Here is a 23,544-nt window from a genome sequence, read left to right on the forward strand (position 1 = left end):
CGCGCGAGCGGCTCGACGAAGAACGTCAAGCAAGCCTCCGTTGCAGAGTTTTGGGCGAGATCGTCAGTCCGAGATCGTCAGTCCATTGCCGGCAGCGATACCTTGTCGAGCGTGGCTTCGTCGACGTCGCGCGAGCGGCTCGACGAAGAACGTCAAGCAAGCCTCCGTTGCAGAGTTTTGGGCGAGATCGTCAGTCCGAGATCGTCAGTCCATTGCCGGCAGGTGCGCCAGGCGCGCCCTGCCTGGTCAGCCCTTCGACTTCGGCTTCAGGCTGCTCTCTGCCTGCTTGACCGAGGAACCGAACGGGGAGGCGGCCTTGGCCACCACCTTGTCTTTCTTGGGCTTGCGCGTTTCGCGATTGCTGCGCTGCTGACCCTTGGCCATCTGTCTGCTCCTTCGTACGTGCTGGGTGGGTGCGGTGTCAGACTGCCTGGCTGTCGGGGACAGCCGGGGCGTCCGCTACTTCGAGGTTGTCTTCCGTGGTGACCCGCTCATAGGTCTCCTCCTCGCTGCGGATGCGATATTGCGGCGAGCCATCCTTGACCGGCAATCTGCTCTTGATCTGAAACAGCTCGGCGGTCTTCTGGGCGAGCCCGCTGCGGCTCTTCATGCGCACGGTCTGGCCGATGGCGAAGAGGTGCGAGGGCGTGTCGGTGCGCGGACGCGCATTCTGCTGGAAGCGGATCATGCTGCGTTCTCCTGGTCGCGCCTCAGCGCTGTTTCGAGTTCGAGGTAGTCGATGGCGACAAGCTGGCTGGTGGCCGGGTTCTCCACCGCCCTTGCCGGCAAATGGATGAAGATGGCGACGCGACGCCAGGCAAGCCGCGACATGCCCTCGATCAGCTCTTCGTCGTGATCGATGTCATAGTCGCCGGCCGGCAGTTGCCCTTCCAGCCCGCTAAGCACGAAGGGTGCCGCGAAATGGGCGATGGAACGGGTGGTGCGATCCGGCATTGGCTTGGCTCTGGTTCGTCGATGCTTTCCGGCATCAACCGGGAACTCAACCATCGGCGATTGGAATGAGTTTGGCGGGTCGAGTATCTCCGACGCCGCTATATGCCAAGCTTGACCCAAAAAACGATCTCAGATCAATAATCCGAAATTGTTGGTTATTCAAGCTGATTTCCGCCGCGGCTCGACCGGTATAAAAAATTTCTCGTATAAACCCCTAATAAATCTGCTATTGTGGAACAATATCAGCCAATTTCTTATTTAGAGAGCATCGGAATAATTATTCCTGTGCCCCTAAGATTATTTTTTACGAAAGGCAAAAATATATGAGATTCATGAAAACGCCGGATCGTCCGACCGCAACAATCGAGCCAATCGTCCTCTTCCCCAAGGCAATATCAGTGCGCCTGACGACAAGAAGCGACGAAGCGGCACGGCGCAAGATTGCCGACACCGACGGCACGCAACGGCGGGAGCGCCGGCTCGCCGAGAGCAACCGGCTGATTTGAACGCTACATTTTCCTGGAATTCCTCTAGAGTTTCGAAGAGGTCCGCGCCCTTGGCGAGCCCACTCTTCCCTTGAACCTGCAGCGCCGATGGCCTAGATCGCGGCAAGCGGACAAAACACGGCAGGTTTCCCATCAACAGAGATCAGAGAAGAGCGGCGGGTGCTGGAGCTGGCGGACAGCCGCCGCTGGGCCTCGACCAATATGTGCAGCAGGCGCTGCAGCTGCATCAGGCCGGGCGCCGGCAGGAGGCCGAGACGCTGTACCGGCAGGTGCTGGCGCGCAAGGCCAATCACCCGGCAGCGGCGCATTTCCTGGGCCTGTTGCTGCACCAGACCGGGCGCAACCCCGAAGGGCTGGAGCTGATCGAGCAGTCTGTGCGTCTGCAGCCGAAGAATCCCGATTTCCTCAACAATCTCGGCACGGTGATGCGCGATCTCGGCCGCATCGCAGCGGCCGCCGATTTCTTCCGCGGCGCGGTAGATCTCAAGCCCGACCAGCTCGCGGCACGCGACAATCTGGGTTCGGCGTTGAAACAGCTCGGCCAGTTCGAGGCTGCGGAGGACATCTATCGCGGCACAATCGGGCGCAATCCCTTCCATGTCCGCGCCCGCATCGGGCTTGCCGAAACGTTGCAGGAAGCCGGTCGTCTGGACGAGGCGCTGGCGACCTTTCGCGAGGCGCTGACGATCCGGCCCAGGGATGCCGACCTGTTGCACGGGCTCGGCGTCGGGCTGATGGAAAAAGGCAAGCTCGATGAGGCGGCCGACCTGTTCCGGCAGGCGCTGGCGATCACGCCAGGCATGGCAAAAGCCTGGCTGATGCTGACGCAGGTCAAGCGCCAGAAGGAGCGCGACGCCGAACTCGCCGGCATGGAGGCCCAGCATGCCAAGGCGCCGGCCGACAGCCTGGCGCGCATGCAGCTGTCCTTCGGTCTCGGCAAGGCCAATGACGATTTGAAGGACTACAACAGGGCCTTCGACTATTTCGCTGAAGGCAATGCGATCCGCCGCAAGGGCATCGATTATGATCCGGTCAGGACGCGGGCCGAATTCGAGGCGATGAAGACGGTGTTCAACGCCGGCTTTTTCGAAAAGCACAAGCCAAGTGCAATCTCCGACGACACGCCGATTTTCGTCGTCGGCATGCCGCGCTCCGGCACCACGCTGGTCGAACAGATCATCGCCAGCCATCCACAAGTCTATGGCGCGGGCGAGCTCAGCATGTTGAAAACCGCGGTCGGCAAGCAATTTCCGCTGACCATGCCGGGAGGTTTCCCCTGGGGACTGGTCGATGTATCCGACGCGGAGTTTGCGGAGGCGGGCCAAGCCTATCTCGACATGCTGCATGAGCGCTATCCCAACTTCAGGCATGTCACCGACAAGATGCCCGGCAACTTCCTGCTCATCGGCTTCATCCATATGATGCTGCCGAAAGCCAAGATCATCCATTGCGCGCGCGATGCGGCGGCGACCTGCCTTTCGATCTACAAGGTGCATTTCCGCGGCGACAACCACCGCTACGGCTATGATCTGGGCGAGCTCGCCGATTTCCACAACATCTACACCGACATCATGGCGCATTGGCACGATGTTTTGCCGGGCGTCGTCCATGACGTGCGTTACGAGGATTTCGTGGCCGACCAGGAGGGACAGACGCGGGCGCTGATCGGGCATCTCGGCCTGTCCTGGGACGACAAGGCGCTGTCGTTCCACGAGACCGACCGCCCGGTGCGCACGGCCTCGGCCGCGCAGGTGCGCCAGCCGATGTATCAGGGCTCGGTCGATCTCTGGAAGCGCTATGGCGACAGGTTGAAGCCGCTGCTGGACAAGCTGGCCTGAGCAGCGGCTAAAGCTCGATGAAGGGCTGGAAGCCGCCGAAGATCATGCGCTTCATATCGAAGGGCATGGGCCCCGAATCGGGCGTCAAACGCGGATCGGCCATAACCTTGGCCATTACCGCGTCGCGGCTTTGCCTGGACGAATAGACGGCCCAGGCGAAGACGACGATCTCGTCGTCTTTTGCCTGAACGGCACGCGGAAACGAGGTCAACTCGCCATAGGGCACGTCGTCGGCGGTACATTCGACGTAGGCGAGCGCTCCGTGTTCCTTCCATATCGGGCCTGCGAGGTTGGCCAGCTTCTTGTAGTCATCGATATTTGCCTTCGGCACGGCGAGCACGAAACCATCGACATAGGACATGAGGTTCTCCTTGGAGTATCTCACAAAGCTCCTTACCGGCGTCAGCCGGTGAGGAGCTTTGTCAGCGGTGGTCAGTCTTTCTTCGCCGGCGCGTTCATCGCCCATTCGACCCCGAAGGGGTCGCGCATGTTGCCCCACTGGTCGCCCCAGAACATCAGCTGCAGCGGCACTGCGACTTCGCAGCCGGCACCGACCGCGCGCTTCCACCAGCCATCGATCTCGTCGGCGCCGAGATGGAGCTGCATGGTATAGCCCTGCGGCTTGACGGCAGGCATGCCGTTTTCGGGGTAGAAATCGGAAATCATCAGCGTCGAGCCGTTGATGTGGAGATGGATGTGCATCGTGCGGCCCTGCTCATCGGGCGGATAGAAGAACACCTGTTCGGCGCCGAAAGCCTTCTTGTAGAATTCGGCGGCCTTGAAGGCGCCGTCCAGCTGCAGATAGGGGGTCAATCCACCGAGAACTTTCGCGGCCGGCTGAATGGGGGTCTGGTCGGTCATGTCTTGTTCCTCTTTGGGTTTGGTCTGGGCATTTGGTTTGGCCTTGCGAACCCTAGGACGAACGAGCCGGCCGCGATCCTACATGTCTGATGCGATTTTCTGGCGAAACGAACTTGCGTCGGCGGCGCCCAATCAGAGCGCAATGCTCGCTGTCAGCAGGCTAGAAAGGGGACTGCTCCTTTAACCCCGCTGAGACGACAATGATCCTCTATTACCAGACCCATTCGCCCTTTGCTCGCAAAGCGCTCGTCTTCGCCCATGAGGTCGGGCTTGCCGACCGGTTCGAGGTCATTCATCACGAGACCAGCCCGACCTTGCGCAATGCCCGTGTCTACGCCGAAAACCCGCTCGGCAAGGTGCCGGTGCTGCTGCGGCCGGATGCGCCGCCGCTCTTCGATTCCGATGTCATCTGCGCCTATCTGGATACGCTGCATGACGGCCGCAAATTGCTGCCGCAGGACGGCGAAGCGCGCTGGCAGGCGTTGCGGCTGCAGGCGGTCGCCCAAGGCCTGGCGCAGACGGGCATAGGCCTGCGCTGGGAGACGGAAAGGCGGCCCGAACAGTTGCGCTATGCAGCGCTTGCCGAAGGCTACCGGGAAAAAATCGAGGCCAGCTATGACTGGATCGAAAGCGCGCTGGACGCCGAGACATCGCTCCATGTCGGCCATATAGCGCTTGCCACCACGCTGTCCTGGATGGCGTTCCGCCAGCTGCCGTCCTTTCGCGCGCGGGCGCGGCTGACGCGCTGGTTCGAGGCGTTCGAAAAGCGTCGATCGATGCAGGCGACGCCGCTGTCTGGCGATACGCATGACTGAGCAACGGTCGCCCCGCGGCGGCCTGCATCGATCTTTCCCGACCGCATGGTCAGGGCGCCCTGCAGATCCGCGGGCCGTTTTGCGCGTCGATGAGGATTTCCGGCCAGCCGATATCCTTGCGCAGTTCGATCGGCAGGGCCAGAAGCTCGCGCTCGCTGCGATAGCGGGCGCGGTTCTGTGCGTATCGGGCGGCGACGCGGCCTATGGATGACAAAATGGACATGATGCGTTCTCCTCAGATGAAGCCGGCATCATCGTGTCGGCATCCCAAGGACGCAGCAGGTTCAGCCGATCCGACAGAACGCTGAAAATATTTGCGGGAGATGCGAAAGCATGGACCGCAACACGGTGCGGCCCATGGTGGTAGTTCCTCAGCCCGCCGTTTCAGCCACCGAGCGGAAGAAATCCTCGGGGTCTTCGACTTCGGTCAGCTTCCGCTTGTCGACCAGCCAGAAGCGGTTGCCGACGGCGCGGATGAAGGAGCGGTCATGCGAGGCGAGCACACAGCTCGCCTGGTGCTTGAGCAGTTCCTCCTCCAGCGCTTCCTGGCCGTCGATGTCGAGATGGTTGGTCGGCTCGTCCAGCAGGTAGAAGTTGGGGTGGGTGAGCCTGAGCGCCAGCATCATCAGCCGCGCCTTCTGGCCGCCGGACAGCACACCGATCTTTTTCTCCTGCATCTCAATGACCACGCCAGCGCCGGCAAGCAGCGAGCGGGCGCGTTGCTCGCCGACATCGTAGCGGTGCGAGACCAGGGCCAGCGGGGTCTCGTCGCCACTGATGCCGGCCAGCGCCTGGTCGCTGTAACCGAGCACCGTCGACGGCGTCACTTTGACGTTCGGCACCGTGTCCGGCTCGGCGATGGCGTTGCGGATCAGATCGACGAAACGCGACTTGCCGACGCCGTTGCGGCCGAGCAGCACGATGCGGTCGCCCTGGCAGATGTGGCGCTTGCCGGTCTTGAACAGCAGCGTGCCGTCCGGCGTTTCCACCGCGGCGTCGTCCAGCGTAATCAGCACCTTGGCATGGGTGCCGCGGTTGGCCAGCCGGATCGCGCCGGCTGATTTCTCGCGATGCGCCGATACCGCGGCGTCTTCCAGCTTCTCCGCCCGTTCCCTGAGTTGCTTGGTCTTCACCGTCAAAAGGTCGCTGCCGGAATTGATGCCGATGTTGTTGAGCTTGGCGGCCTGCTTGCGCAGTTGCTGCGCCACCTTCATGTCGCGCTCGAACCGGCGCGCCGTCGAAGCGTCCAGGTCGTCGAGCGCTTGCCTCGCCCTGGAATAGGGCAGTGCAAACACCGGCGAGTCCTCCGGGCGCAAGAACAGCGTGCGGTTGGTGACAGCGTCGAGAAAGGCGCGGTCGTGACTGGCGATGACCACCGGCACCTCGCGCGGCAGGGCGTTCAGCCAGCTTTCCAGCTGGCTGATCTTGGCGAGGTCGAGATGGTTGGTCGGCTCGTCGAGCAAAAGCACATCCGGATCGGTGACCCAGACGCGGGCGATCAGCGCCAGCCGCTGCCATCCGCCGCTCAGCGCCTGCATCGGCCGTTCGCGCATCGGCTCGGGCACGTCGAGCGAATCCAGCACCACATCGACGCGCCACATCTCGCTGTCGGCCTGCTCGGCCGGCAAGGCATCGGCCACCACCTGATGGAAGGTGCGGCTAAGAAGGGCAGGTGGAACCGACTGCTCGACATGGCCGACACGCAGGCCGCGCGTGCGAGAAATGTCGCCCGAGGTCGGCTCCAGCGCGCCGGTCAGGCATTTAAGCAAGGTCGACTTGCCACGGCCATTGGCGGCGACGATGCCGAGCCGGTCGCCGGCGCCGATGGTGAGGTCGAGGCTGGAAAACAGCGGCGCACTCATGGTGACGCCGAGGGATTTGAGGCTGATCAGGGCCATTTTGATTTCTCTGGTCTTGCCGGAGAGAACTCCGGATCCACTTTGACGGTGTGCTTGCCGGCCATCAGGCTCAGCTTTGCGCACCACGAAGGGCAGACCAAAAAAATCGAGCGGGAAAAAACCCGTGATGTCCCCGGTCAGCCCTGCAAGCGAACTCGCAGGGCAGAAATCGGGCCACGCTGACGATGGTGACGATGAAACGTAAACACGTGAGCCCTCCTTTCAAGACAAGACGTTGAGTGTGCGGAGCGATTACACCAAAGGCGGGGGTGGTGGCAAGTGGGCGGGTCGGTTGGCAATCGGCCGCTACTGTCACACGGGCCTCAGATGGCCTCCGCTCACTCCGTATTCCCTGTTTGGATCCAGCAGGAAATGTCCGAACACTGCGCTCCTGTGAAGATCAACAACGATCACAAGCAGGGCGTTGAACCTGCCGGTGCCAATCAGAACTTGATCGAACCGGTTTTGGGCATCCCGGTAGACATAGTGGACGTCGTTCAAATAGGGCAGGCCGATCTCATCGAGATCCAGCGCCTCGACATACGGCCATATGTCCACGGCAGCCTCTGCCTTGGCGGTGACGTTCGTCATGGGCTCGGCGAAGCAAGCCTTGAACTCGTCTTCCTGAAGTCTGCGCGTGACGATCATCACGCATTCTAGTGGCCGGCGTCGAAAATTCGCAACGGTGCAGCGGGTCGGTTCTTACCTTCTCCCCTTGTGGGAGAAGGTGGCCGAGCGAAGCTCGGTCGGACGAGGGGTGTTCCAGAAAACACCAACGTCTCACTCCGCTGGAACACCCCTCAACCGTCTCGGCGCTGCTCGCCGATCCACCTTCTCCCACAAGGGGAGAAGGGGAAGGGCGCTTACTTTCCTGGCCGTCCCGTCTTCCCCGGCCGCCGCTTATCACGACGCGCATCGCCTGGGTCCTCGTAGGAGCCGATGCCAGCACGCTGGCGAATGATTGGCTTGGCGTCGCGATCCTTCGCGCCTGTCCCACCGGACATCTCCCCCACCTGGGGGGAGATTGGCTGCGGCTTGGCCGGCACTTTTCCTTCGATCGGCTTTTCGGTCCGCCGAACCGTCATCTCGTCCAGTGAGTTCTTCTTGAACAGCGGCTTGGTGGCGTCGCCCGGGATGCCGAAGTCGGAGCCGTGCGCTTCCTGCGCCGACTGTTTCTTGAACAGCGAGCGCGACACCGCCCCTGACGGTGTCGGCATGTCGGTGCCAGGCCCCATATCGTCGATCGACGGCTTGGCAAATAACGGCTTCTTCACCGGCACGGCGCCGTCGGCACCCATTTCGTCGAGCGCCGGCTTGCGGAAGAGGTTGGACCGGGCAGCCCTGGCCGCCTCTTCAGCCGCGCGTGCGTCGTCGAACTTGCGGAAACGCTCCTGTTCCTCAGCCGTACGGTGCTTGGCCACGCCCTTGTTGTGCTTGCCCTTCTCGCGGCCCGATACCGGGCTCTCCATGTCAGCGTATTTGGCCAGAGGGTCTTCCGAGATCGACAGTTCCATCTCGCGCAGCCGCTTGATCTCGTCACGGATGCGGGCGGCCTTCTCGAAGTCGAGATTGGCGGCGGCGTCGCGCATCTGCTTTTCCATGGCGTCGAGATGAGCCTTGAGATTGTTGCCCATCATCGCACCGGCGCCGTCGGTGAACTGCGAGATGTCGGCGCGGACATGGTCCTTCTCGTAGACCGAATCCAGAATGTCGGAGATGCGCGACTTCACCGATTCCGGGGTGATGCCGTTGGCCGCGTTCCATTCCATCTGCTTTTCGCGGCGGCGGTTGGTCTCGGCCATCGCCCGCTCCATCGAGCCGGTGACCTGGTCGGCATAGAGGATGACCTTGCCGTCGACGTTGCGGGCGGCGCGACCGATGGTCTGGATCAGCGACGTCTCGGAGCGCAGGAAACCCTCCTTGTCGGCGTCGAGGATGGCGACGAAACCGCATTCGGGAATGTCGAGGCCTTCGCGCAGCAGGTTGATGCCGACCAGCACGTCGAAAGCGCCGAGGCGGAGATCGCGCAGAATCTCGATGCGCTCCAGCGTGTCGATGTCGGAGTGCATGTAGCGAACGCGCACGCCTTGCTCATGCAAATATTCGGTCAGGTCTTCGGCCATGCGCTTGGTCAAAACGGTGACCAGCGTGCGGTAGCCGGCGGCCGTGGTGTCGCGGATTTCGCCGACGACATCGTCGACCTGGCTTTTCGCCGGGCGGACTTCGACCGGCGGATCGATCAGGCCGGTCGGGCGGATGACCTGCTCGGCGAACACGCCGCCGGCCTGTTCCATCTCCCAGGCGCCGGGTGTCGCAGAAACCGCGACGGAGAGCGGACGCATGGCGTCCCATTCCTCGAAGCGCAACGGGCGATTGTCCATGCAGGAGGGCAGGCGAAAACCATACTCCGCCAGTGTCGCCTTGCGCCGAAAGTCGCCACGATACATGCCGCCGATCTGCGGCACGGTGACGTGGCTTTCGTCGATGAAGACCAGCGCATTGTCGGGGATATATTCGAACAAAGTCGGCGGCGGATCGCCCGGCTGGCGTCCCGTGAGATAGCGCGAATAGTTCTCGATGCCGGCGCAGGAGCCGGTGGCTTCCAGCATCTCAAGATCGAAGCGGCAGCGCTGTTCGAGCCGCTGTGCCTCCAGCAGGCGGCCGGCGCGCTCGAGCTCGACCAGCCGGTGCTTGAGCTCCTCCTTGATCGACTTGATCGCCTGGTTGAGCGTTGGACGCGGCGTCACATAGTGCGAGTTGGCGTAGATCTTGACGCTCTTCAGCTCGCCGGTCTTCTGGCCGGTGAGCGGATCGAATTCGGTGATCGCCTCGATCTCGTCGCCGAACATCGAGATGCGCCAGGCGCGGTCCTCAAGGTGGGCCGGGAAGATTTCGATCGTGTCGCCGCGCACGCGGAACGAGCCGCGCACGAAATTGATGTCCTGGCGCTTGTACTGCTGGGCGACGAGGTCGGCGAGCAGCGCCCGCTGGTCGAGCCGATCGCCGATCTGCATCTGGAAGGTCATCGCCGTGTAGGTCTCGACCGAGCCGATACCGTAGATGCAGGACACCGAGGCGACGATGATGACGTCGTCGCGCTCGAGCAGCGAACGCGTCGCCGAATGGCGCATGCGGTCGATCTGCTCGTTGATCGAGGATTCCTTCTCGATGAAAGTGTCGGTGCGCGGAACGTAGGCTTCCGGTTGGTAGTAGTCGTAATAGGAGACGAAATACTCCACCGCATTGTCTGGGAAGAATTTCTTGAACTCGGAATAGAGCTGCGCGGCCAGCGTTTTGTTGGGCGCCAGGATCAAAGCAGGGCGCTGCGTCTGCTCGATCACCTTGGCCATGGTGAAGGTTTTGCCGGAGCCGGTGACGCCGAGCAGCACCTGAGTGCGATCATTGTTGTCGACGCCCTCGACAAGATCCTTGATGGCGGTCGGCTGGTCGCCGGCCGGCTCGAAATCCGACACCATCTTGATGGCGATGCCGCCTTCGGATTTTTCCGGGCGGGCAGGGCGGTGCGGCGTCCACAGCACGCCGTCCTTGTGCAAGGGGTTGCCGGATTCGATCAGCGCCGACAGCGCCGCGACCGTGGCGGTGACGCTGCCCGAGGCCATGGTCTCGGCGTCTTCCAGCGAGATGTCGAGGCCGGCGACCGGATTGAGGCCGGCTGCGGTGCGTTCGCGGGCCGTGGCCGCGCCGCCCATCGAGGTGCCGCGCGAACTGCGGCCGGGCGCAGCGGACCGCTCCGGGATCTTTTTCGCGGACTTTGGCGGTCTACCATCGCCCTTACCGGTGAGACGCCCTTCCTTCTCGGCCTCCTGCTCTATCTGCTCTGCCCAGTCGGCAATCGAGCCGCTCAGCGGCGTGCCGGTGAAATCGGCTTGCGGCGCTTCGGCGAAGCCGCCCTTGTGCAGGGGCTCCGAGGCATCGAGGAAATCGGTCAGCGGGCTGCGCCGCTTGGGCGGCGAAGCGCTGTTGTCACCCGCCGGAGACGGTGTCTTTTTCTCGGGAAGTTTGGCCATGCCCCAAATATGGGCAGAGTCCGCCAAAATGGAAAGAGTGCAGTGGCAAGGGACACTAAGCGGGTCGAAGCTCCTGACACAAGGGTGTCAGGAGCTGTGTCACGCAAAGCCGGGCCACCTGCTCAATTGAACCACAGCGCGAAGGTCAAAAACCCACCGCCACCGAACTGACGCTGGATCTGGTCGAACTCGCCGCTGGTCACGATCTCACCGCTCTCGAGGTAGGGCGCGATGGCCGGGCCGGTAATCGACAGCACGAGGTCGAAAGGCTTCGGTTCTTCGAAGAAACGCTTCATGTTGATGCCCTGGCCGGTGCTGGCCGTGATGCGGAAATGCGGCAGCAGCTTGCGGCCTTCCAAAAGGTCTTCGGCCATGGTCAGAGTGGCGAGCCAGGCCTCGACCTGCTCCTCGCCGACTTCGAGCCCGGTGAGCGGGTTCTCGCCCTTCTGCTGCGGTCCCGGCAACCATTCGCGGTCATTGTCGGTCTCGGCGCGGATCGCCTTCCAGTCCTGGCGCGACAGCCGGATCATTTCGAGCAGATGGCGGCGCGCCGCTTGACGTCGCTCGGGCTCGACCACCGGCCAGTTGACGAGGTGAACCATGGAGATGAAATCCGCGATGCGCCATTCCGATGAGAAGATGCTGCTGCCCATGTCCCCGGCGGGAGGCACGAGAATGTCCTGCAGCGGCAGTTTGGCGCGCGGAAACAGCATGTGGAACGAGCCGTCGAACATGGTCCTGAAATCATGCGCCAGCCAGAAATCGGCCTGCGCCATCAGGAATTCGGCATAGCCCTGCAGCCAGAAACCGTCGGCCCGATCGAAGCGGAATGTGAGCGAGGGAGCGGCGCCGTCCGACGAGATACCGCCGCGCGACAGCGCGGCCATGACCGCCGCGATGCTTTCATCCGGCGTGATACTGCCGTCCTCGTTGAGATCGATGCCGGCATGGGTGAGGTCGACGACCATGCCGATAGCGGCTCCCGCGGGCACCGAACCCAGTGTCGCCGCCGACCGTTCCAACCGGTCGCGAAAGGCGACCAGGATGGCGCGGAACTGCTCATAGGTCAGCGGTTCGGGATTGGGATTGTCCGGAACCGGCAGCCGCATCAGCGGCAGCATGAAGGATTGCGGGCTTTCGAACCCGTGGCGGTGCAGGCCGCCGGCCAGGATTTCCAGGGCGGTGAAGAATTCGCCGGCGCCGGCGGCGAAGGCTGACGCCGGATCGCCTTTCGCTGCAGACTCAAGCGTTGTGAGCGCACGGTTGCGCTCAGCCACCGTTTTGGCCTCGAACAGCGCGGTCGCTGCTTCGGGCGCGGCGGCGTGGGCCGAAGATAAAGGCAGCAACAGGAGGAAGGCGGACGCCAGCAGGCCTGCAAAACGTGTCATCTCATTCCTCCACTATGCCATTGCGCAGACATTACACGCATTTGGCGCCGTGTCTGCCGGCGGCAGTGTTCAAGGACTGACGGTCGACACTTCCCGGGCAGACCGTCTACACAAGCTAACCGATTGGGCAAACGATTGGGCGTCGCGTGTCGAACTATCCGCTTTCCTACAAACTGTCATGGCTGCCGCGCTTCCTGAAACCATCTCTCGGCGGCGATGTCAGGGATTTTGCACCGAGGGCGACGACGACGATCATCGATCCGCCGCCGGGGCGGAAGGTGCGGCTGGCCTTTGTCGGCGATATTTCGGCGGTGGCCAACCGTAGTGCGCCGGAGTGCGATTCGGAAATCGCAAAGCTCTTGGGCTCAGCCGATCTGGTGATCGGCAATTGCGAAAGTCCGGTCGTCGAGCGGCCGAGCGTGGCGTTTGGCACGCGGCTTGGCACGCACCATGCGATGAGCGAGCGGTTTCTTGCCGCGGCGCTTGCCGCCGTAGGCATCGCGCGTGAAAAGCTCGTGCTGTCGCTGGCCAACAACCACGTGCTCGACCAGGGCGTCGCCGGTTTCGACGAGACCGTTGCGGCGTTGAAGCGGCTTGGAATCCGCACCATCGGCACCGCGAAAAAAGGACCGGTCGAGCAGGTCAAGGCCGGGCCGCTGACGATCGGCTTTGCCGCCTTCACACTGTGGCGCAATGGTGACGCCGGGCCATTCACCGAGCTTGTCTCGATGCAAGGCGATCCGGCGGCATGGCCGAGAGGCGCGGCCGACAAGAACATCGATCTCACCTGTGCGGTGCCGCACTGGGACTGGGAGTTCCGGCATTTTCCGCAGCCGCAAACGCAAACGCTGGCGAGGTTGCTGGCCGGTCACGGCGTGGGGCTGATTGCCGGGCACCACGCCCATGTCGTGCAGCCGGTGCAATGGGTCGGCAAGACGCTCGTGGCTTACGGGCTTGGCGACTTCCTCGGCACGGCGCTGGCGCGACAGCCCTGGCCCGGCCGCATCGGCGGCATTTTCGTCGTCGATGTCAGCGCCGATCTCGGCAAGCGCGGCGCGATCGCCGGCTACCGGATGCATCCCTTCATGCGGCTGCGCTCAGGCGGGCATGAGCGGTTGGTTCCGGTCGAGGCGCTGACTGGCCGGATGAAGGGCAAGGTCGAAGCCAGGCTGAAGGCGATCTTTGGCGACTGACGACTTTCCCGCTATTATAGGCATAAACGGACTTGCGAGGGGGCGATGGAAGCAGCTGAGTTCATGCCTGATGAAGCGGTGGTCGCCGGCATCAGGAAGAATATCGAGATCTATGAGGCTGGACGGGCTTCGGCCTACCGCCAGGTGCGCTGGCGGGTGCCGGTGTTTCTGGGGCTGCTGCTGGTTTTGGTCGTGCTGGTGGCCTGGCTGTTCAACAAGGTCGCTGACTTGAACGAGCAATGGTTCTCGACGCCGCATGTGTTCCTCTATGCCGGCGGTTTCTTCGCGGCGCTGCTGCTGTACTTCCTGGCGATCAGGCCGGCGACGAGGCTGCAGCAATCGTTCCGTGACACGCTGCTGCCGATCATCTTCGGCTTCATCAGGGATGTGCGCTATCAGCACAGCGTGACGCCGAATTCCTTCGACCGGCTGCCGCGCGCCGTGGTCGGCGCCTTCAACCGGCAGAGCTTCGACGACATCGTGTCAGGCCGCTACGAGGATTTTCCGTTCGAGCTCTACGAGGCGGAGTTGCGCCAAGGTTCGGGCAAAGGCTCGTCGACGGTCTTCAAGGGCGTCATCGTTGCGTTCGAGACGATCGCGCCGTTCCCCGGCATATTGGTTGCGACGCGCCGCAGCAACGCGGTGGTCGGTTTCTTCCGCGGCATCTTCGCCGGCAAGATGCAGGAACTGTCCAGCGGCGATCCGCTGCTCGACGGCGACTACGAATTTCGCACCGACAATGTCGCCGCCGCGCAGCCGCTGGTGAGCGGCCGGTTGGCGCAGGCGCTGAAATGGCTGCACGAGACATGGCGCGATGATCCGGCGCGGGTGGCACTTAATGGCAGCGATGGCTTCCTGCTCTTGCCGCAGCCGAAGAATTTCTTCGAACTGCCCGCCATTTCCGTGCCGCTCGATTACACCAAGCACATCGCGCCGATGATCGCCGATATGGGCGCGATCTTGGCGACGGCGGCGCTGGTGCGCAAGATCGGCGCGACGGATGGCGAGGCCTAAAGCGCCGCGCGTCGAAACGAATTCATGCGACGCGCTTCAGGTCTTGTTTTCATGCATATCGTTGCCCCAAAACGGCGGTCCTGTTTGGGCGCATGCATTAGCCAGGCTGCCGCGCGTCAGCAGGCGAAGCCGTAGTTCTGGCGATAATATTCGACGTCTTCTTGCGCCATCGTCTTGAACATCACGCAGACGGTGAAGCTGCCGACCTGGCGACCGTTTTTGGTGTAGCCCCAGTCGGAAATATCGTCCGGTTGAATTCGAGTTCCTGGCCGGCCACGACATTGTGCACCGCTTGCGGCTCATTGGCCAATGTTCCTGCAAAGCCGGTCGCGGTCTTGTGGAAGGGGATGATCCAGAAATGCTCCGAGGCGTCTCCGTCCCTGACCTCGACTTTCAATTTGTAGCTGGTTGTCCCGGCTGGCGGCGCATCCGACAAGGACAGGAATTCATCGAGGCTGGCGCGCGCCTGCGCAATGGCCGCCGCCATGTCCGGATCGTCCCTGGCGACGCCTACAACCTTGTCGCCGCCCTGGCCGGAATCCTGCGCACCGGCCGGAATCGGCGCCAAGGCCAGCACCAGGGACAGCACGGTTCGAACTGCATGCTTCATGAAATGGCGCTCCTGCGTGTCGATGCCTGACACCATCATGCATCTATCTGGAGTTTTCAACGGCAGTGCGACAGCGTGGTATGGTCCGAACGGCAGGCCGCTCACAACCCGCTCGGCACCAGCCCTGCCAGCCAGTTCGCGGACCGCTTGGCAATGCCGACCGTTGCCGACGCGACGCGGCTGAGATCTGTCTTGACCACGGCGTAGCCGTTCCTGGTGCGGTAGAGCACGCCTGTTCCGCCATCGACCACTTGCTCGTAGGCGACGGGCCGTACCGCTGCTGCCTCCATGGCCGTCGTCGGGGAGCCGACGGGAACGCTCGGCCGATGGCTCAGTTCCGGCGGCAACGGGGTTTGGACATTCCGGCTGGCCGGCTTCAGTTCCGGGCGGGATGCGGCCGCCGCCAGTTGCGAAGAAGACGCCGACCCCTTGCTGCGGCAGATGCCGGAGACCAGCGGATAGTCGAAGTTCTTCTGGTGCAGCATCTGGCTTTTCATCGCCGCTTCGCAGTCGGCGATAGTCGCCCACTTCGCCGGCGTCTCGCCGATATATTCGCAAAGCTTGGCGTCGCAGTCGCAGCCGACAATGGTCATGGCGACAAGGGCGGTCTTGATCACGGTCTTGTCCTTCGGATTGCCCCCCGGCAGCCAGTCCTTCCATCGCGCGCGAACAAGGCGGGATTTTGGCCGCGATCACGCGATGAGCCGGGGGATGCGTTTTTCGGGTACGGCTCACTATAGGTGGATTTCGAGACACCCGGTAGCAGATAGGGCGGGAGCGTGATGCATTTGCAGGAAGAAGCCTGAATAAATCTTGTCGGCTATGGCCGCGACAACTGTTTCTTGGCCCGGTTTTCTACTACGATACTCACGGGGCGATACAACAATATAGGAGGGGTTTGTCATGGGAAGAATTGTCCGGTCCGCTGAGCCTGTGCCGAAAAGGGATTCAACGCTCGAGGGCATTCCAGGCGATGCTCCGCTCGGCGTCGACGATGACAAGCAAGAAGATCAAGGATCGAAAGGCGGCGACGGCTATCTCGACCGGGTTGCGAAGTACGTGCCTGCCGAAGTCGTGGCATTTTTCATCTTCGTCAACTCCATCCTGGTCAATGCCACTGAGCAGCCGGTTGCCAAGGCGTTGACCGATGCGGTGGCGGAAGAGACCAAAGGCAATCCGGGGGACATTCCGGGTAAGGTGCAGGCAGCCATCTATAAGATTGAAATGGCCGGTATCAGCGTCTGGACCATTTCATGGATCATGTTGATCGTCGCGCTGGCGATGACGCCGGTGTATCTGAAATCGGTCAGCGATTCAGCCGACAATGCGGAGGCTCCGGGAGCCAACATCGTCATGTCGATGCTCGCCTTCCCATTCTGGGCCTATGCCGTCAACGCGCTGGCCCTCAGGCCATGGCATGACGGTGCGCTGGCCAGCATCATGCTCGCCACCTTCACGCTCATCAGCGGCGCCATACGGCCGGAATATATAAACGCTGGCCTCAATTTGATCCCGGGCATCGGCCCGAAGAAGTAGCTTGGCCCGCCGGGCAGGCCGCGGTGCAGGGCGCGGCTTCAGTTGTAGACGCGCTCCAGCCTCGCGCCTGCTTCGAACAGCGCCGGCAGCACGATGTGCAGCTTGCGCACGGCGACGATCAGCCCGGTGCGACGGGTGGCCGGATCGATCGGAACGGTTGGCTGAACAGCGCCCGGGCGCCTTCGGGCGGAGCGAAGTCTGCCGCCGAAAGCACGGTGAGCATGATCGCGTCATTGCCACCGATCTCGACGAAGGACACGCCTCTGTCGATCAGGCGCGGGATCATGTCGGTGAATTGCTGATCGCGCCTGGTGATGAAGATGGTTCCGTCAGCGCCGAAATCTCGTTCCAGCAAAGTATCGGCTTCTTCACGCGTCGCTTCGCCGACCGGACCTTGGCCCAAAAGACAGTCGGCGCCGGGATTTCTCCCAGCGCCTCCCTGTCAGATCAGGACACGGTCGCGGCAGCAACTTCCGCAAAGTCGTCGCGCCATGCCGGCCTTGATTTTGACGGTCCTGCCAGTCACCGCCCGAGGGCAGTGCCCGTTCCAGACCACGCCGTTCTCCACCCTTGCGAGCTTCGTTCGGCGCGCCATCGAAGGTTTTCGCCGTCCTTCATGGCAGCATCGGTCCGCCGTTGGCGTTCGCACGCTTTCCGCGGCCCCGTAGGTCTCGGCATCCGTCCCTCGAACAAGCAAGCCTGCTCTCGCTTCGGGCCGTACGGGCCTCAGGAAATCCGCCTTTTCGCTTTGCCTTTCGGCGTGGCGATCGGTAGCCGCCTGAGATGGTTAAACTTACGCCGGGTAAGGGTTTTGGGGAATGGGCGTGAGCCTGTGGATAACGGGATTATCGGGGATCGTTTGCCACAAAGCTCGGAATTTCGACTCCAGCTGCATTAGACAGCCCGCCCGCTTTTTGGCGCCTGATCGGCTGTGCCCCTTGCTCCGCCGGCTGGCGCGGGCTTCAATGCAGGCAAAGCATCGAGCCTATCGGCTCGGTGCGGGGAGGGTGCGCATTGAAAGTCGGGGTGGTGCTCAATCCGATTGCCGGCGGCGGCCGGCTGAAACGGCATTGGCCGGAGGTCGCCGCATCGCTGAAAAAGCATTTCGGCGAATTCGAGCTGCGCGAGACGCAGGCCGAGGGCGACGCCGAAAGGCTGGCGCTCGACCTCGCGGCAAGCGGCTTCGGGCTGGTGATCGCGGCCGGCGGCGACGGCACCGCCAGCGAGGTGGCCGACGGATTGCTGCAGGCTTTCGATGAGAGCGGCCGGACAACCGAACTTGGCTTGCTGCCTTGCGGCACCGGCATCGATTTCGCGCGCGGACTTGGCCTGCCGAAAGAGGTGGATGCGGCGTTGAAGCGGATCGCCGAAGCCAAGGCGCGCAAGGTCGATGCCGGGCGCATCTGCTACATCGACGACCATGGCGCGCTGGCCAGCCGGCACTTCATCAATATCGCCAGCCTCGGCCTGTCCGGCGCCACGGACCGTGCGGTCAATGCCGACAAGCGCAAGGGCAGGATGTCGGCCAAGGCGCTGTTTTTCTGGCGCACCGTGGTCGAGTTCATCCGCTACCGCTTCCAGGACGTCAGGATCACCGTCGACGATGGCACCCCGGTCGAGGCGCGCATGGCGCTGGTGGCGGTCGCCAACGGAAAGTTCTTCGGCGGCGGCATGATGATCGCCCCGGACGCCGCACTCGCCGACGGCCAGTTCGACATCGTCATCCTGCGCGCGGCCGGCAAGCTGAAGCTGATCTGGGATATTCGGCTGCTCTATGGCGGCCGGCACCGCAACCATCCGGCCATCACCATATTGCGTGGCCGGAAAGTGGTGGTCGAACCTATCGGCGATGTCGAGAAGAACGGCGCGCTGGTCGACATAGATGGCGAGTCGCCGGGGCGTATACCCGCGACGTTTGAGATCCTGCCCGGAGCGCTGACGCTGAGATATTGAATCAAGGCGTTGAGGGATTGATTCAGGTGGTTTGAGCGGCGATTCCGGCGAACCGGCCAAGGGCCTGAAATCGCAGGACATATTTACCCGGCTTAGCTTTCCAGCTTGGCTGGGAAACCGGGCGCGCGCAGATCCATGTCGACGGCATCCTCGAGCAGTTTGACGATCTGGGTCGACCAGGCGCCGCCGCCATATTCCTGTTTGCCCATCAGGAAAATCTCACTCACAAGCGGCGCCAGTTGGAGTGGCAGTCTGAACTCCCTGCCCATCGCAAGCGCAAAGCCGAGGTCCTTCAGTGCCAGGTCCATGGTGAAGCCAATGTCGTAGGAGCCGTTGAGGATGAGCTGGCTTTCGGTCTCATGGACGAAGCTGTTGCCGGAGGAGGCGACGATGGCGTGGTAGGATTGCGCGAGGTCGAGGCCGCCTTGCTTGGCCAACATCAGCGCCTCGCCGGCGGCGACGAGATGGATGAAGGCCAGCATGTTGGTGATGACCTTGATCACCGCCGCCGAGCCGACCGGACCCATCAGGAACGACTTTGCGCACATCGCTTCGATGGCCGGACGATGGCGCTCGTAAAGCGCAGCATCGCCGCCGACAAGCGCGGTGATCTTTCCGACCGCGGCCAGATGCACGCCGCCGGTGACCGGGCACTCAAGCGTTTCGACGCCCTTGGCCGAGGCGAGGGCGGCGAGGCGCAGAATCTCGTCGCGGCCATTCGTCGACATCTCGATCCATGTGCCGCCCTTGGGCAATCCTTCCAGCAGTCCACCGGGACCAGCCAGCACCGCTTCACTGACCTTGGGCGAGGGCAGGCATGTGATGGCGTTGCCGGCTAGCGCTGCCGCTTCAGCCGGGCTGTTCGCTGCGATGGCGCCGAGCGCAACCAGGCGCTCGACGGCGGCGGGGTCGCGGTCGAAGACGATGACGACAAAACCGTTGCGCAACAGGCTGGCGGCGAGGTTGCCGCCGAGATGGCCAAGGCCGATGAAGGCGTAACGTTCGCTCACGGCATCAGCGGCATTTGCATCATCTGCAAATGCAGGTCCTTGCCGGTGTAGGGATGCGCCTCGCAGACCGCCTCGTTGAGCTCGACGCCGAGGCCGGGCTCCTTCGACGGAATGACATTGCCGTCCTGCCACTCGATCTTCTTCTTCAAGAGCGTGGCGTGGAAACCGTCCCACTGCTTCAGCGATTCCAGGATGAGGAAATTGGGCAGCGTCACCGCCAGCTGGATGTTGGCGGCGCCGACGATCGGCCCGCAATAGCAGTGCGGCGCGATCTGGATGTGGTATGCCTCGGCCATGGCGGCGATCTTCTTGGTTTCGAGAATGCCGCCGGAACGGCCAAGGTCCGGTTGCAGGATGGTGGCGACGCGGTTCTCGATGATTCGGGCGAATTCGAACTTGGTCGTTAGCCGCTCGCCGGTGGCGATCGGGATCGACGTGCCTCGCGCCACCTGAGCCATCACTTCGGGCATGTCGGGCGGCACCGGCTCTTCGAACCACAAGGGATCGTAGGGCTCGATCGCGCGTGCCATCCGCAGCGCACCCGACGCGGTGAACTGGCCATGCGTGCCGAACAGAATATCGGCGCGGGTGCCGACGGCTTCGCGGATCGCCTTGACCATGCGGGTGGAGACATCGATGTCGATCAGGCGCGGCTGGTGGCCGTCGAAGGCGGTGTAAGGACCGGCCGGGTCAAGCTTGACGGCGTTGAACCCCTGCTCGACATATTCGAGCGCGCAGGCCGCCGCCAGTTCAGGGTCGTTATAGACGTTCCTGCCGTCCGGCGCGTCCTCCGAATGGACGCTGCCGGTGTGCGGGTAGAGATAGGTGTAGGAGCGCAGCGTCTCGTGCACCTGGCCGCCGAGCAGTTTGTAGACCGGCTTGTCGGCTTCCTTGCCGACAATGTCCCAGCAGGCCATTTCCAGCGCCGAGAAACAGCCCATGCCGGTAACGTCGGGGCGCTGGGTAAATCCTGAGGAATAGGCGCGGCGGAAGAAGGTCTCGATGTCATGCGGATCGTGGCCGATCAGGTAACGCTCGGCCATGTCCTCGACCAGCTTCGCTGTTATGTGAGCCGAGAAGGTGGCGTTGTAGGCCTCGCCGTAACCGACGACGCCGCCATCGGTGGTCAGCTTGACGAAGATGAAATACTTGCCGCCGATGCCGGGCGGCGGGTTGCCGACTACCCAGGTCTTGACGTCGGTGATCTTCATTTTTGGTCCTCCAGAACCAGTTCGGCGCCCTTCCATCCGGTCATGACCGAGGCGGCGTTGGTGTTGCCGGTGATGTTGGCGGGAAAGATCGAGGCGTCGATGACACGCAGACCTTCGAGCCCGTGCACTTTCAGGCGCGGGTCGACGACGGCGGCCCCGGCGTCCGGCCCCATGCGGCAGGTCGAGACCGGGTGATAGACGGTGCCTGAGCGCTTCCTGAAATCCTGGATCAGGTCGGCATCCGATTGGATCGATGGGCCTGGCAAAACCTCCTCAGTGATGATCTCGGCCATGGCGGGCATCGAGGCTATCTTGCGCACGAATTTCACCGCCGCCAGCATCTCGTCGACATCGGCGTTGGTGGAATAGGCGTTGGCGACGATCCTGGGATAGTCCAGCGGATTGCTGGAGCGGATCATGATCTCGCCGCGGCTGGACGGGCGGCAGTTGGAGAGGCCGATGGAAAAGCCCGGCCACGGATCTGGCGTCAGGATCGGCCGCTCGCCGCTCTTCGGAATGACGGTCGAGAAAGCCTGGAAATAAAGCTGCATGTTGGGGCGCGAAAACGCCGGGTCGGTTCGGAAGAAGCCGCCGCCATGGTTCATCGACAGCGACAGCGGGCCGGAGCGGGTGAGGATGTACTGCATGCCAACCAGCAGCTTGCCCCACCAGGGCCGCAAGATTTGGTTGAGCGTCGGCACGTTTCCCTTGAAGGTATAGTTGATGCCGACATGGTCCTGCAGATGCGCGCCGACATTTTCGTTGGCGTGGACGACCGGGATGCCAAGCCCCTTGAGCAGTGCGGAGGGACCGACGCCGGACAGTTGCAAGAGCTGCGGCGAGTTGATCGAGCCGGCGGACAGGATGACTTCGCGGCCGGCCCGCGCCGTCTTGGTCTCGCCATTCTGCAGATATTCGATGCCGACGGCGCGCTTGCCCTCGAACAGGATCCTGCGCGCCAGCGCATTCGTCTCGACGCGGACGTTTTTGCGCTTCATCGCCGGGCGCAGGAATGCGCGCGCGGCCGACATGCGGCGACCATTCCTGGTCGAGATCTGGTAGGTGCCGACGCCTTCCTGGGCGGCGCCGTTGAAGTCGGGGTTGAGTGGCAGCCCTGCCTGCTGGCCGGCGGCGAGATAGCGCCTGGTCAGCGGATGGACGGCGTTCGTCGTGTCGGTGATATGCAGCGGCCCGCCGGTGCCGCGCCATTTGTCGGCGCCGGCCTCATTGTCCTCGAGCGCCTTGAAGCCCGGCAACAGATCGTCATAGCCCCAGCCGGGATTTCCGGCATCGCGCCAGTCGTCAAAGTCCTCGCGCGCGCCACGGATCCAGACCATGGCGTTGATCGAGCTGGAGCCGCCAAGCAGCTTGCCGCGCGGCCAATGGTCGACATTGCCGGCAAGGCCGGGGTCCGGCTCGGGCCTGTAGTTCCAGTTGACCGCCGGATCGAAGAAGGTCTTGCCGTAGCCGAGCGGCATCTGGACATAAAAGCGGCGGTCGCTGCCGCCGGCCTCCAGCACCAGCACGGAGAAGCGGCCCGAAATCGACAGCCTGTCGGCCAGAACCGAGCCGGCCGAGCCGGAGCCGACGATGATGAAGTCATAAGTCTGCATGATTGGTGTTGGCGGCTCCGCAAAACTGAGCGCAGCCTATCCGCGACGGCTTGGCCGCGCCCCTGCGGCTTCCGGCATGGCTTGTGAAAAAAGCGACCGTGAGACGCCTGGTCGGAAAAGCCACCATGGAACCGACATTGCGCCGGGAGCCTCGCCCGTCGCGTTGACCTCTTGGGTCCATGACGCTACGGGATCAAGGGCTATCGCTTCAGGGGAATCTCGGATGGTGCATTACGCGGACGGACGGCCGATCGGTGATCTGACCTTGCGTACGCTCGCCATGCCGGCCGATGCAAATGCGGCCGGCGACATCTTTGGCGGTTGGGTGATGGCGCAGATGGATCTTGCCTGCGGCATCCGTGCGGCCGAGCGGGCCAAGGGCCGCGTGGTGACGGCGGCTGTCAAGGAAATGTCCTTCGCCAAAGCGATGAAGATCGGCGACACGCTGTGCATCTACACCCATGTCGAGCGCGTCGGCCGCACCTCCATGACGCTCAAGGTCGAGGCGTGGGCGCAGCGCTACCTCTCCGACCTGATGGAGAAGGTCACCCACGCCGATTTCGTCATGGTGGCGCTGGATAGCGACGGCAAGCCGAAGCCGATTCCAACCGAAAGTTGACATCGTCGATTCTGCCAAGCTTGCGCTTATGTAACATCCCCCGCGCGGGCGATGCGCTGCGCGACATCCAATGGTTGCCTTCACATCCGATTCTGCGGGCGGCGGAGGGAAGACAATGCGTCAACACATGCTGAACGGCTGGCTCGTGGCGGCCCTCGTCGCAGTGATCTGCCTGCTTGGCACGACCGCTTATGCCGAGATCAGGAAAGAGCTTCCAAGCGTTGCCTGCACGCACGACCGGACCGTCGGCAACGAGCGGACTGCCCAGCGGTCTGCAAGAGCAGAGACGTGCGGCCCGATGTGTTGCAGCAACCCTGCGTCAAAGGCCTGAGGGCCCGTCAGCGGAAGACCTCGTCAGCCTCAAAAATGATGATGCGCCGGCGAACGAAACGCTGCAGCTATGTCGCGATGGCGTGACCAACGATGCAAGGGCGGATCCAGTTAAACCCGGGTACGCGTCGTCGGCGGCAAAATCCGTAAACCGTTGCTGGACAACG

23 protein-coding genes and 1 pseudogene are annotated in these 23,544 nt (G+C 62.9%); 8 read left to right on the forward strand and 16 right to left on the reverse strand.

Features of this window, described 5'->3' with window-relative positions:
* Nucleotides 1-246: 246 nt before the first annotated feature.
* From NKI31_RS09740 to NKI31_RS09750, 3 genes are read right to left on the reverse strand one after another with little or no spacing between them, the layout of a single operon-like run.
* Nucleotides 247-384: a hypothetical protein gene (locus NKI31_RS09740; protein WP_023683725.1), complete on the reverse strand. Its 138-nt coding sequence runs from the start codon at nt 382-384 to the stop codon at nt 247-249.
* A 37-nt stretch (nt 385-421) separates the two neighbouring features.
* Entirely contained in the window at nt 422-688 is a 267-nt protein-coding gene (locus NKI31_RS09745; protein ID WP_023672015.1) for a hypothetical protein, read from the reverse strand.
* Nucleotides 685-954, reverse strand: a complete 270-nt coding sequence (locus tag NKI31_RS09750) for a hypothetical protein (protein ID WP_352651415.1) — start codon at nt 952-954, stop codon at nt 685-687. Before NKI31_RS09750 ends, NKI31_RS09745 begins: the two co-directional genes overlap by 4 nt.
* 323 nt (nt 955-1,277) lie before the next feature.
* On the opposite strand from NKI31_RS09750, the gene NKI31_RS09755 reads away from it, so the two are divergent.
* Entirely contained in the window at nt 1,278-1,460 is a 183-nt protein-coding gene (locus NKI31_RS09755; protein ID WP_023741078.1) for a hypothetical protein, read from the forward strand.
* 203 nt (nt 1,461-1,663) lie between these two features.
* Nucleotides 1,664-3,298 carry a tetratricopeptide repeat-containing sulfotransferase family protein gene (locus NKI31_RS09760; protein WP_023691564.1) on the forward strand — a complete coding sequence of 545 codons (1,635 nt, stop codon included), beginning with the start codon at nt 1,664-1,666 and terminating at the stop codon, nt 3,296-3,298.
* 7 nt (nt 3,299-3,305) lie between these two features.
* On the opposite strand, the gene NKI31_RS09765 is transcribed toward NKI31_RS09760, so the two are convergent.
* Complete coding sequence (locus NKI31_RS09765; protein WP_023733342.1) at nt 3,306-3,659, reverse strand: DUF1428 domain-containing protein; 354 nt, start codon at nt 3,657-3,659, stop codon at nt 3,306-3,308.
* Between the two features lie 71 nt (nt 3,660-3,730).
* Complete coding sequence (locus tag NKI31_RS09770; protein ID WP_023691563.1) at nt 3,731-4,159, reverse strand: VOC family protein; 429 nt, start codon at nt 4,157-4,159, stop codon at nt 3,731-3,733.
* Between the two features lie 200 nt (nt 4,160-4,359).
* On the opposite strand from NKI31_RS09770, the gene NKI31_RS09775 reads away from it, so the two are divergent.
* Nucleotides 4,360-4,974 (forward strand): glutathione S-transferase family protein, encoded by a 615-nt coding sequence (locus tag NKI31_RS09775; RefSeq protein WP_023741079.1) that lies wholly within the window; start codon nt 4,360-4,362, stop codon nt 4,972-4,974.
* 49 nt (nt 4,975-5,023) lie between these two features.
* Here NKI31_RS09775 and NKI31_RS09780 read toward each other — a convergent pair whose 3' ends face one another.
* From NKI31_RS09780 to NKI31_RS09800, 5 genes are all read right to left on the reverse strand, one after another.
* Nucleotides 5,024-5,197 (reverse strand): hypothetical protein, encoded by a 174-nt coding sequence (locus NKI31_RS09780; protein WP_023672009.1) that lies wholly within the window; start codon nt 5,195-5,197, stop codon nt 5,024-5,026.
* A gap of 148 nt (nt 5,198-5,345) precedes the next feature.
* Nucleotides 5,346-6,872, reverse strand: a complete 1,527-nt coding sequence (locus NKI31_RS09785; RefSeq protein ID WP_352513938.1) for an ABC-F family ATP-binding cassette domain-containing protein — start codon at nt 6,870-6,872, stop codon at nt 5,346-5,348.
* 312 nt (nt 6,873-7,184) lie between these two features.
* Complete coding sequence (locus NKI31_RS09790) at nt 7,185-7,520, reverse strand: hypothetical protein (protein ID WP_023728225.1); 336 nt, start codon at nt 7,518-7,520, stop codon at nt 7,185-7,187.
* 215 nt (nt 7,521-7,735) lie between these two features.
* The gene (uvrB, locus tag NKI31_RS09795; RefSeq protein WP_352651416.1) at nt 7,736-10,900 is read right to left on the reverse strand and encodes an excinuclease ABC subunit UvrB; all 3,165 of its coding nucleotides are present in this window, start codon (nt 10,898-10,900) and stop codon (nt 7,736-7,738) included.
* A gap of 122 nt (nt 10,901-11,022) precedes the next feature.
* Nucleotides 11,023-12,288: a hypothetical protein gene (locus tag NKI31_RS09800; protein WP_352513937.1), complete on the reverse strand. Its 1,266-nt coding sequence runs from the start codon at nt 12,286-12,288 to the stop codon at nt 11,023-11,025.
* Between the two features lie 146 nt (nt 12,289-12,434).
* Between NKI31_RS09800 and NKI31_RS09805 the strand changes: the two genes are divergently transcribed.
* Both NKI31_RS09805 and NKI31_RS09810 read left to right on the forward strand, forming a co-directional pair.
* Nucleotides 12,435-13,481, forward strand: a complete 1,047-nt coding sequence (locus NKI31_RS09805) for a CapA family protein (protein ID WP_023749775.1) — start codon at nt 12,435-12,437, stop codon at nt 13,479-13,481.
* A gap of 45 nt (nt 13,482-13,526) precedes the next feature.
* Nucleotides 13,527-14,495, forward strand: a complete 969-nt coding sequence (locus tag NKI31_RS09810; RefSeq protein ID WP_352651417.1) for a hypothetical protein — start codon at nt 13,527-13,529, stop codon at nt 14,493-14,495.
* A gap of 116 nt (nt 14,496-14,611) precedes the next feature.
* On the opposite strand, the pseudogene NKI31_RS09815 reads toward NKI31_RS09810, so the two are convergent.
* Nucleotides 14,612-15,144, reverse strand: a pseudogene (locus tag NKI31_RS09815) (YegJ family protein).
* Between the two features lie 62 nt (nt 15,145-15,206).
* Nucleotides 15,207-15,722 carry a hypothetical protein gene (locus NKI31_RS09820; RefSeq protein ID WP_023728220.1) on the reverse strand — a complete coding sequence of 172 codons (516 nt, stop codon included), beginning with the start codon at nt 15,720-15,722 and terminating at the stop codon, nt 15,207-15,209.
* A gap of 286 nt (nt 15,723-16,008) precedes the next feature.
* Between NKI31_RS09820 and NKI31_RS09825 the strand changes: the two genes are divergently transcribed.
* The gene (locus tag NKI31_RS09825; RefSeq protein WP_155923215.1) at nt 16,009-16,641 is read left to right on the forward strand and encodes a hypothetical protein; all 633 of its coding nucleotides are present in this window, start codon (nt 16,009-16,011) and stop codon (nt 16,639-16,641) included.
* Nucleotides 16,642-16,759: 118 nt separating this feature from the next.
* On the opposite strand, the gene NKI31_RS09830 is transcribed toward NKI31_RS09825, so the two are convergent.
* Nucleotides 16,760-16,996, reverse strand: coding sequence for a hypothetical protein (locus tag NKI31_RS09830; RefSeq protein WP_023733333.1), 237 nt, complete (start codon nt 16,994-16,996; stop codon nt 16,760-16,762).
* Between the two features lie 659 nt (nt 16,997-17,655).
* On the opposite strand from NKI31_RS09830, the gene NKI31_RS09835 reads away from it, so the two are divergent.
* On the forward strand, nt 17,656-18,594 hold the full coding sequence (locus NKI31_RS09835; RefSeq protein ID WP_352651418.1) for a diacylglycerol/lipid kinase family protein: 939 nt from the start codon (nt 17,656-17,658) through the stop codon (nt 18,592-18,594).
* Between the two features lie 92 nt (nt 18,595-18,686).
* Here NKI31_RS09835 and NKI31_RS09840 read toward each other — a convergent pair whose 3' ends face one another.
* Genes NKI31_RS09840 through NKI31_RS09850 form a run of 3 tightly spaced genes read right to left on the reverse strand, consistent with a single transcriptional unit; the run spans nt 18,687 to nt 22,428 of the window.
* Nucleotides 18,687-19,604 carry an NAD(P)-dependent oxidoreductase gene (locus NKI31_RS09840; protein ID WP_023728216.1) on the reverse strand — a complete coding sequence of 306 codons (918 nt, stop codon included), beginning with the start codon at nt 19,602-19,604 and terminating at the stop codon, nt 18,687-18,689.
* The gene (locus NKI31_RS09845; protein WP_352651419.1) at nt 19,601-20,815 is read right to left on the reverse strand and encodes a mandelate racemase/muconate lactonizing enzyme family protein; all 1,215 of its coding nucleotides are present in this window, start codon (nt 20,813-20,815) and stop codon (nt 19,601-19,603) included. The genes NKI31_RS09840 and NKI31_RS09845 overlap by 4 nt, the downstream gene beginning before the upstream one ends.
* Nucleotides 20,812-22,428 (reverse strand): GMC family oxidoreductase, encoded by a 1,617-nt coding sequence (locus NKI31_RS09850; RefSeq protein WP_352651420.1) that lies wholly within the window; start codon nt 22,426-22,428, stop codon nt 20,812-20,814. The genes NKI31_RS09845 and NKI31_RS09850 overlap by 4 nt, the downstream gene beginning before the upstream one ends.
* Before the next feature lie 223 nt (nt 22,429-22,651).
* On the opposite strand from NKI31_RS09850, the gene NKI31_RS09855 reads away from it, so the two are divergent.
* A complete protein-coding gene (locus NKI31_RS09855; RefSeq protein ID WP_023671995.1) occupies nt 22,652-23,047 on the forward strand; it encodes an acyl-CoA thioesterase in 396 nt (131 codons plus the stop codon).
* Nucleotides 23,048-23,544 lie beyond the last annotated feature (497 nt).

The sequence above is a fragment of the Mesorhizobium sp. M0659 genome, assembly GCF_040320605.1.
GTDB lineage: Bacteria > Pseudomonadota > Alphaproteobacteria > Rhizobiales > Rhizobiaceae > Mesorhizobium.

Bases quoted from the DNA above. Each gene is read 5' to 3' on its own strand.
- NKI31_RS09740 (WP_023683725.1), bottom strand. From the start codon at position 384: ATGGCCAAGGGTCAGCAGCGCAGCAATCGCGAAACGCGCAAGCCCAAG.
- NKI31_RS09745 (WP_023672015.1), bottom strand. From the start codon at position 688: ATGATCCGCTTCCAGCAGAATGCGCGTCCGCGCACCGACACGCCCTCG.
- NKI31_RS09750 (WP_352651415.1), bottom strand. From the start codon at position 954: ATGCCGGATCGCACCACCCGTTCCATCGCCCATTTCGCGGCACCCTTC.
- NKI31_RS09755 (WP_023741078.1), top strand. From the start codon at position 1,278: ATGAGATTCATGAAAACGCCGGATCGTCCGACCGCAACAATCGAGCCA.
- NKI31_RS09765 (WP_023733342.1), bottom strand. From the start codon at position 3,659: ATGTCCTATGTCGATGGTTTCGTGCTCGCCGTGCCGAAGGCAAATATC.
- NKI31_RS09770 (WP_023691563.1), bottom strand. From the start codon at position 4,159: ATGACCGACCAGACCCCCATTCAGCCGGCCGCGAAAGTTCTCGGTGGA.
- NKI31_RS09775 (WP_023741079.1), top strand. From the start codon at position 4,360: ATGATCCTCTATTACCAGACCCATTCGCCCTTTGCTCGCAAAGCGCTC.
- NKI31_RS09780 (WP_023672009.1), bottom strand. From the start codon at position 5,197: ATGTCCATTTTGTCATCCATAGGCCGCGTCGCCGCCCGATACGCACAG.
- NKI31_RS09785 (WP_352513938.1), bottom strand. From the start codon at position 6,872: ATGGCCCTGATCAGCCTCAAATCCCTCGGCGTCACCATGAGTGCGCCG.
- NKI31_RS09790 (WP_023728225.1), bottom strand. From the start codon at position 7,520: ATGATCGTCACGCGCAGACTTCAGGAAGACGAGTTCAAGGCTTGCTTC.
- uvrB (WP_352651416.1), bottom strand. From the start codon at position 10,900: ATGGCCAAACTTCCCGAGAAAAAGACACCGTCTCCGGCGGGTGACAAC.
- NKI31_RS09800 (WP_352513937.1), bottom strand. From the start codon at position 12,288: ATGACACGTTTTGCAGGCCTGCTGGCGTCCGCCTTCCTCCTGTTGCTG.
- NKI31_RS09810 (WP_352651417.1), top strand. From the start codon at position 13,527: ATGGAAGCAGCTGAGTTCATGCCTGATGAAGCGGTGGTCGCCGGCATC.
- NKI31_RS09825 (WP_155923215.1), top strand. From the start codon at position 16,009: ATGGGAAGAATTGTCCGGTCCGCTGAGCCTGTGCCGAAAAGGGATTCA.
- NKI31_RS09845 (WP_352651419.1), bottom strand. From the start codon at position 20,815: ATGAAGATCACCGACGTCAAGACCTGGGTAGTCGGCAACCCGCCGCCC.
- NKI31_RS09850 (WP_352651420.1), bottom strand. From the start codon at position 22,428: ATGCAGACTTATGACTTCATCATCGTCGGCTCCGGCTCGGCCGGCTCG.
- NKI31_RS09855 (WP_023671995.1), top strand. From the start codon at position 22,652: ATGGTGCATTACGCGGACGGACGGCCGATCGGTGATCTGACCTTGCGT.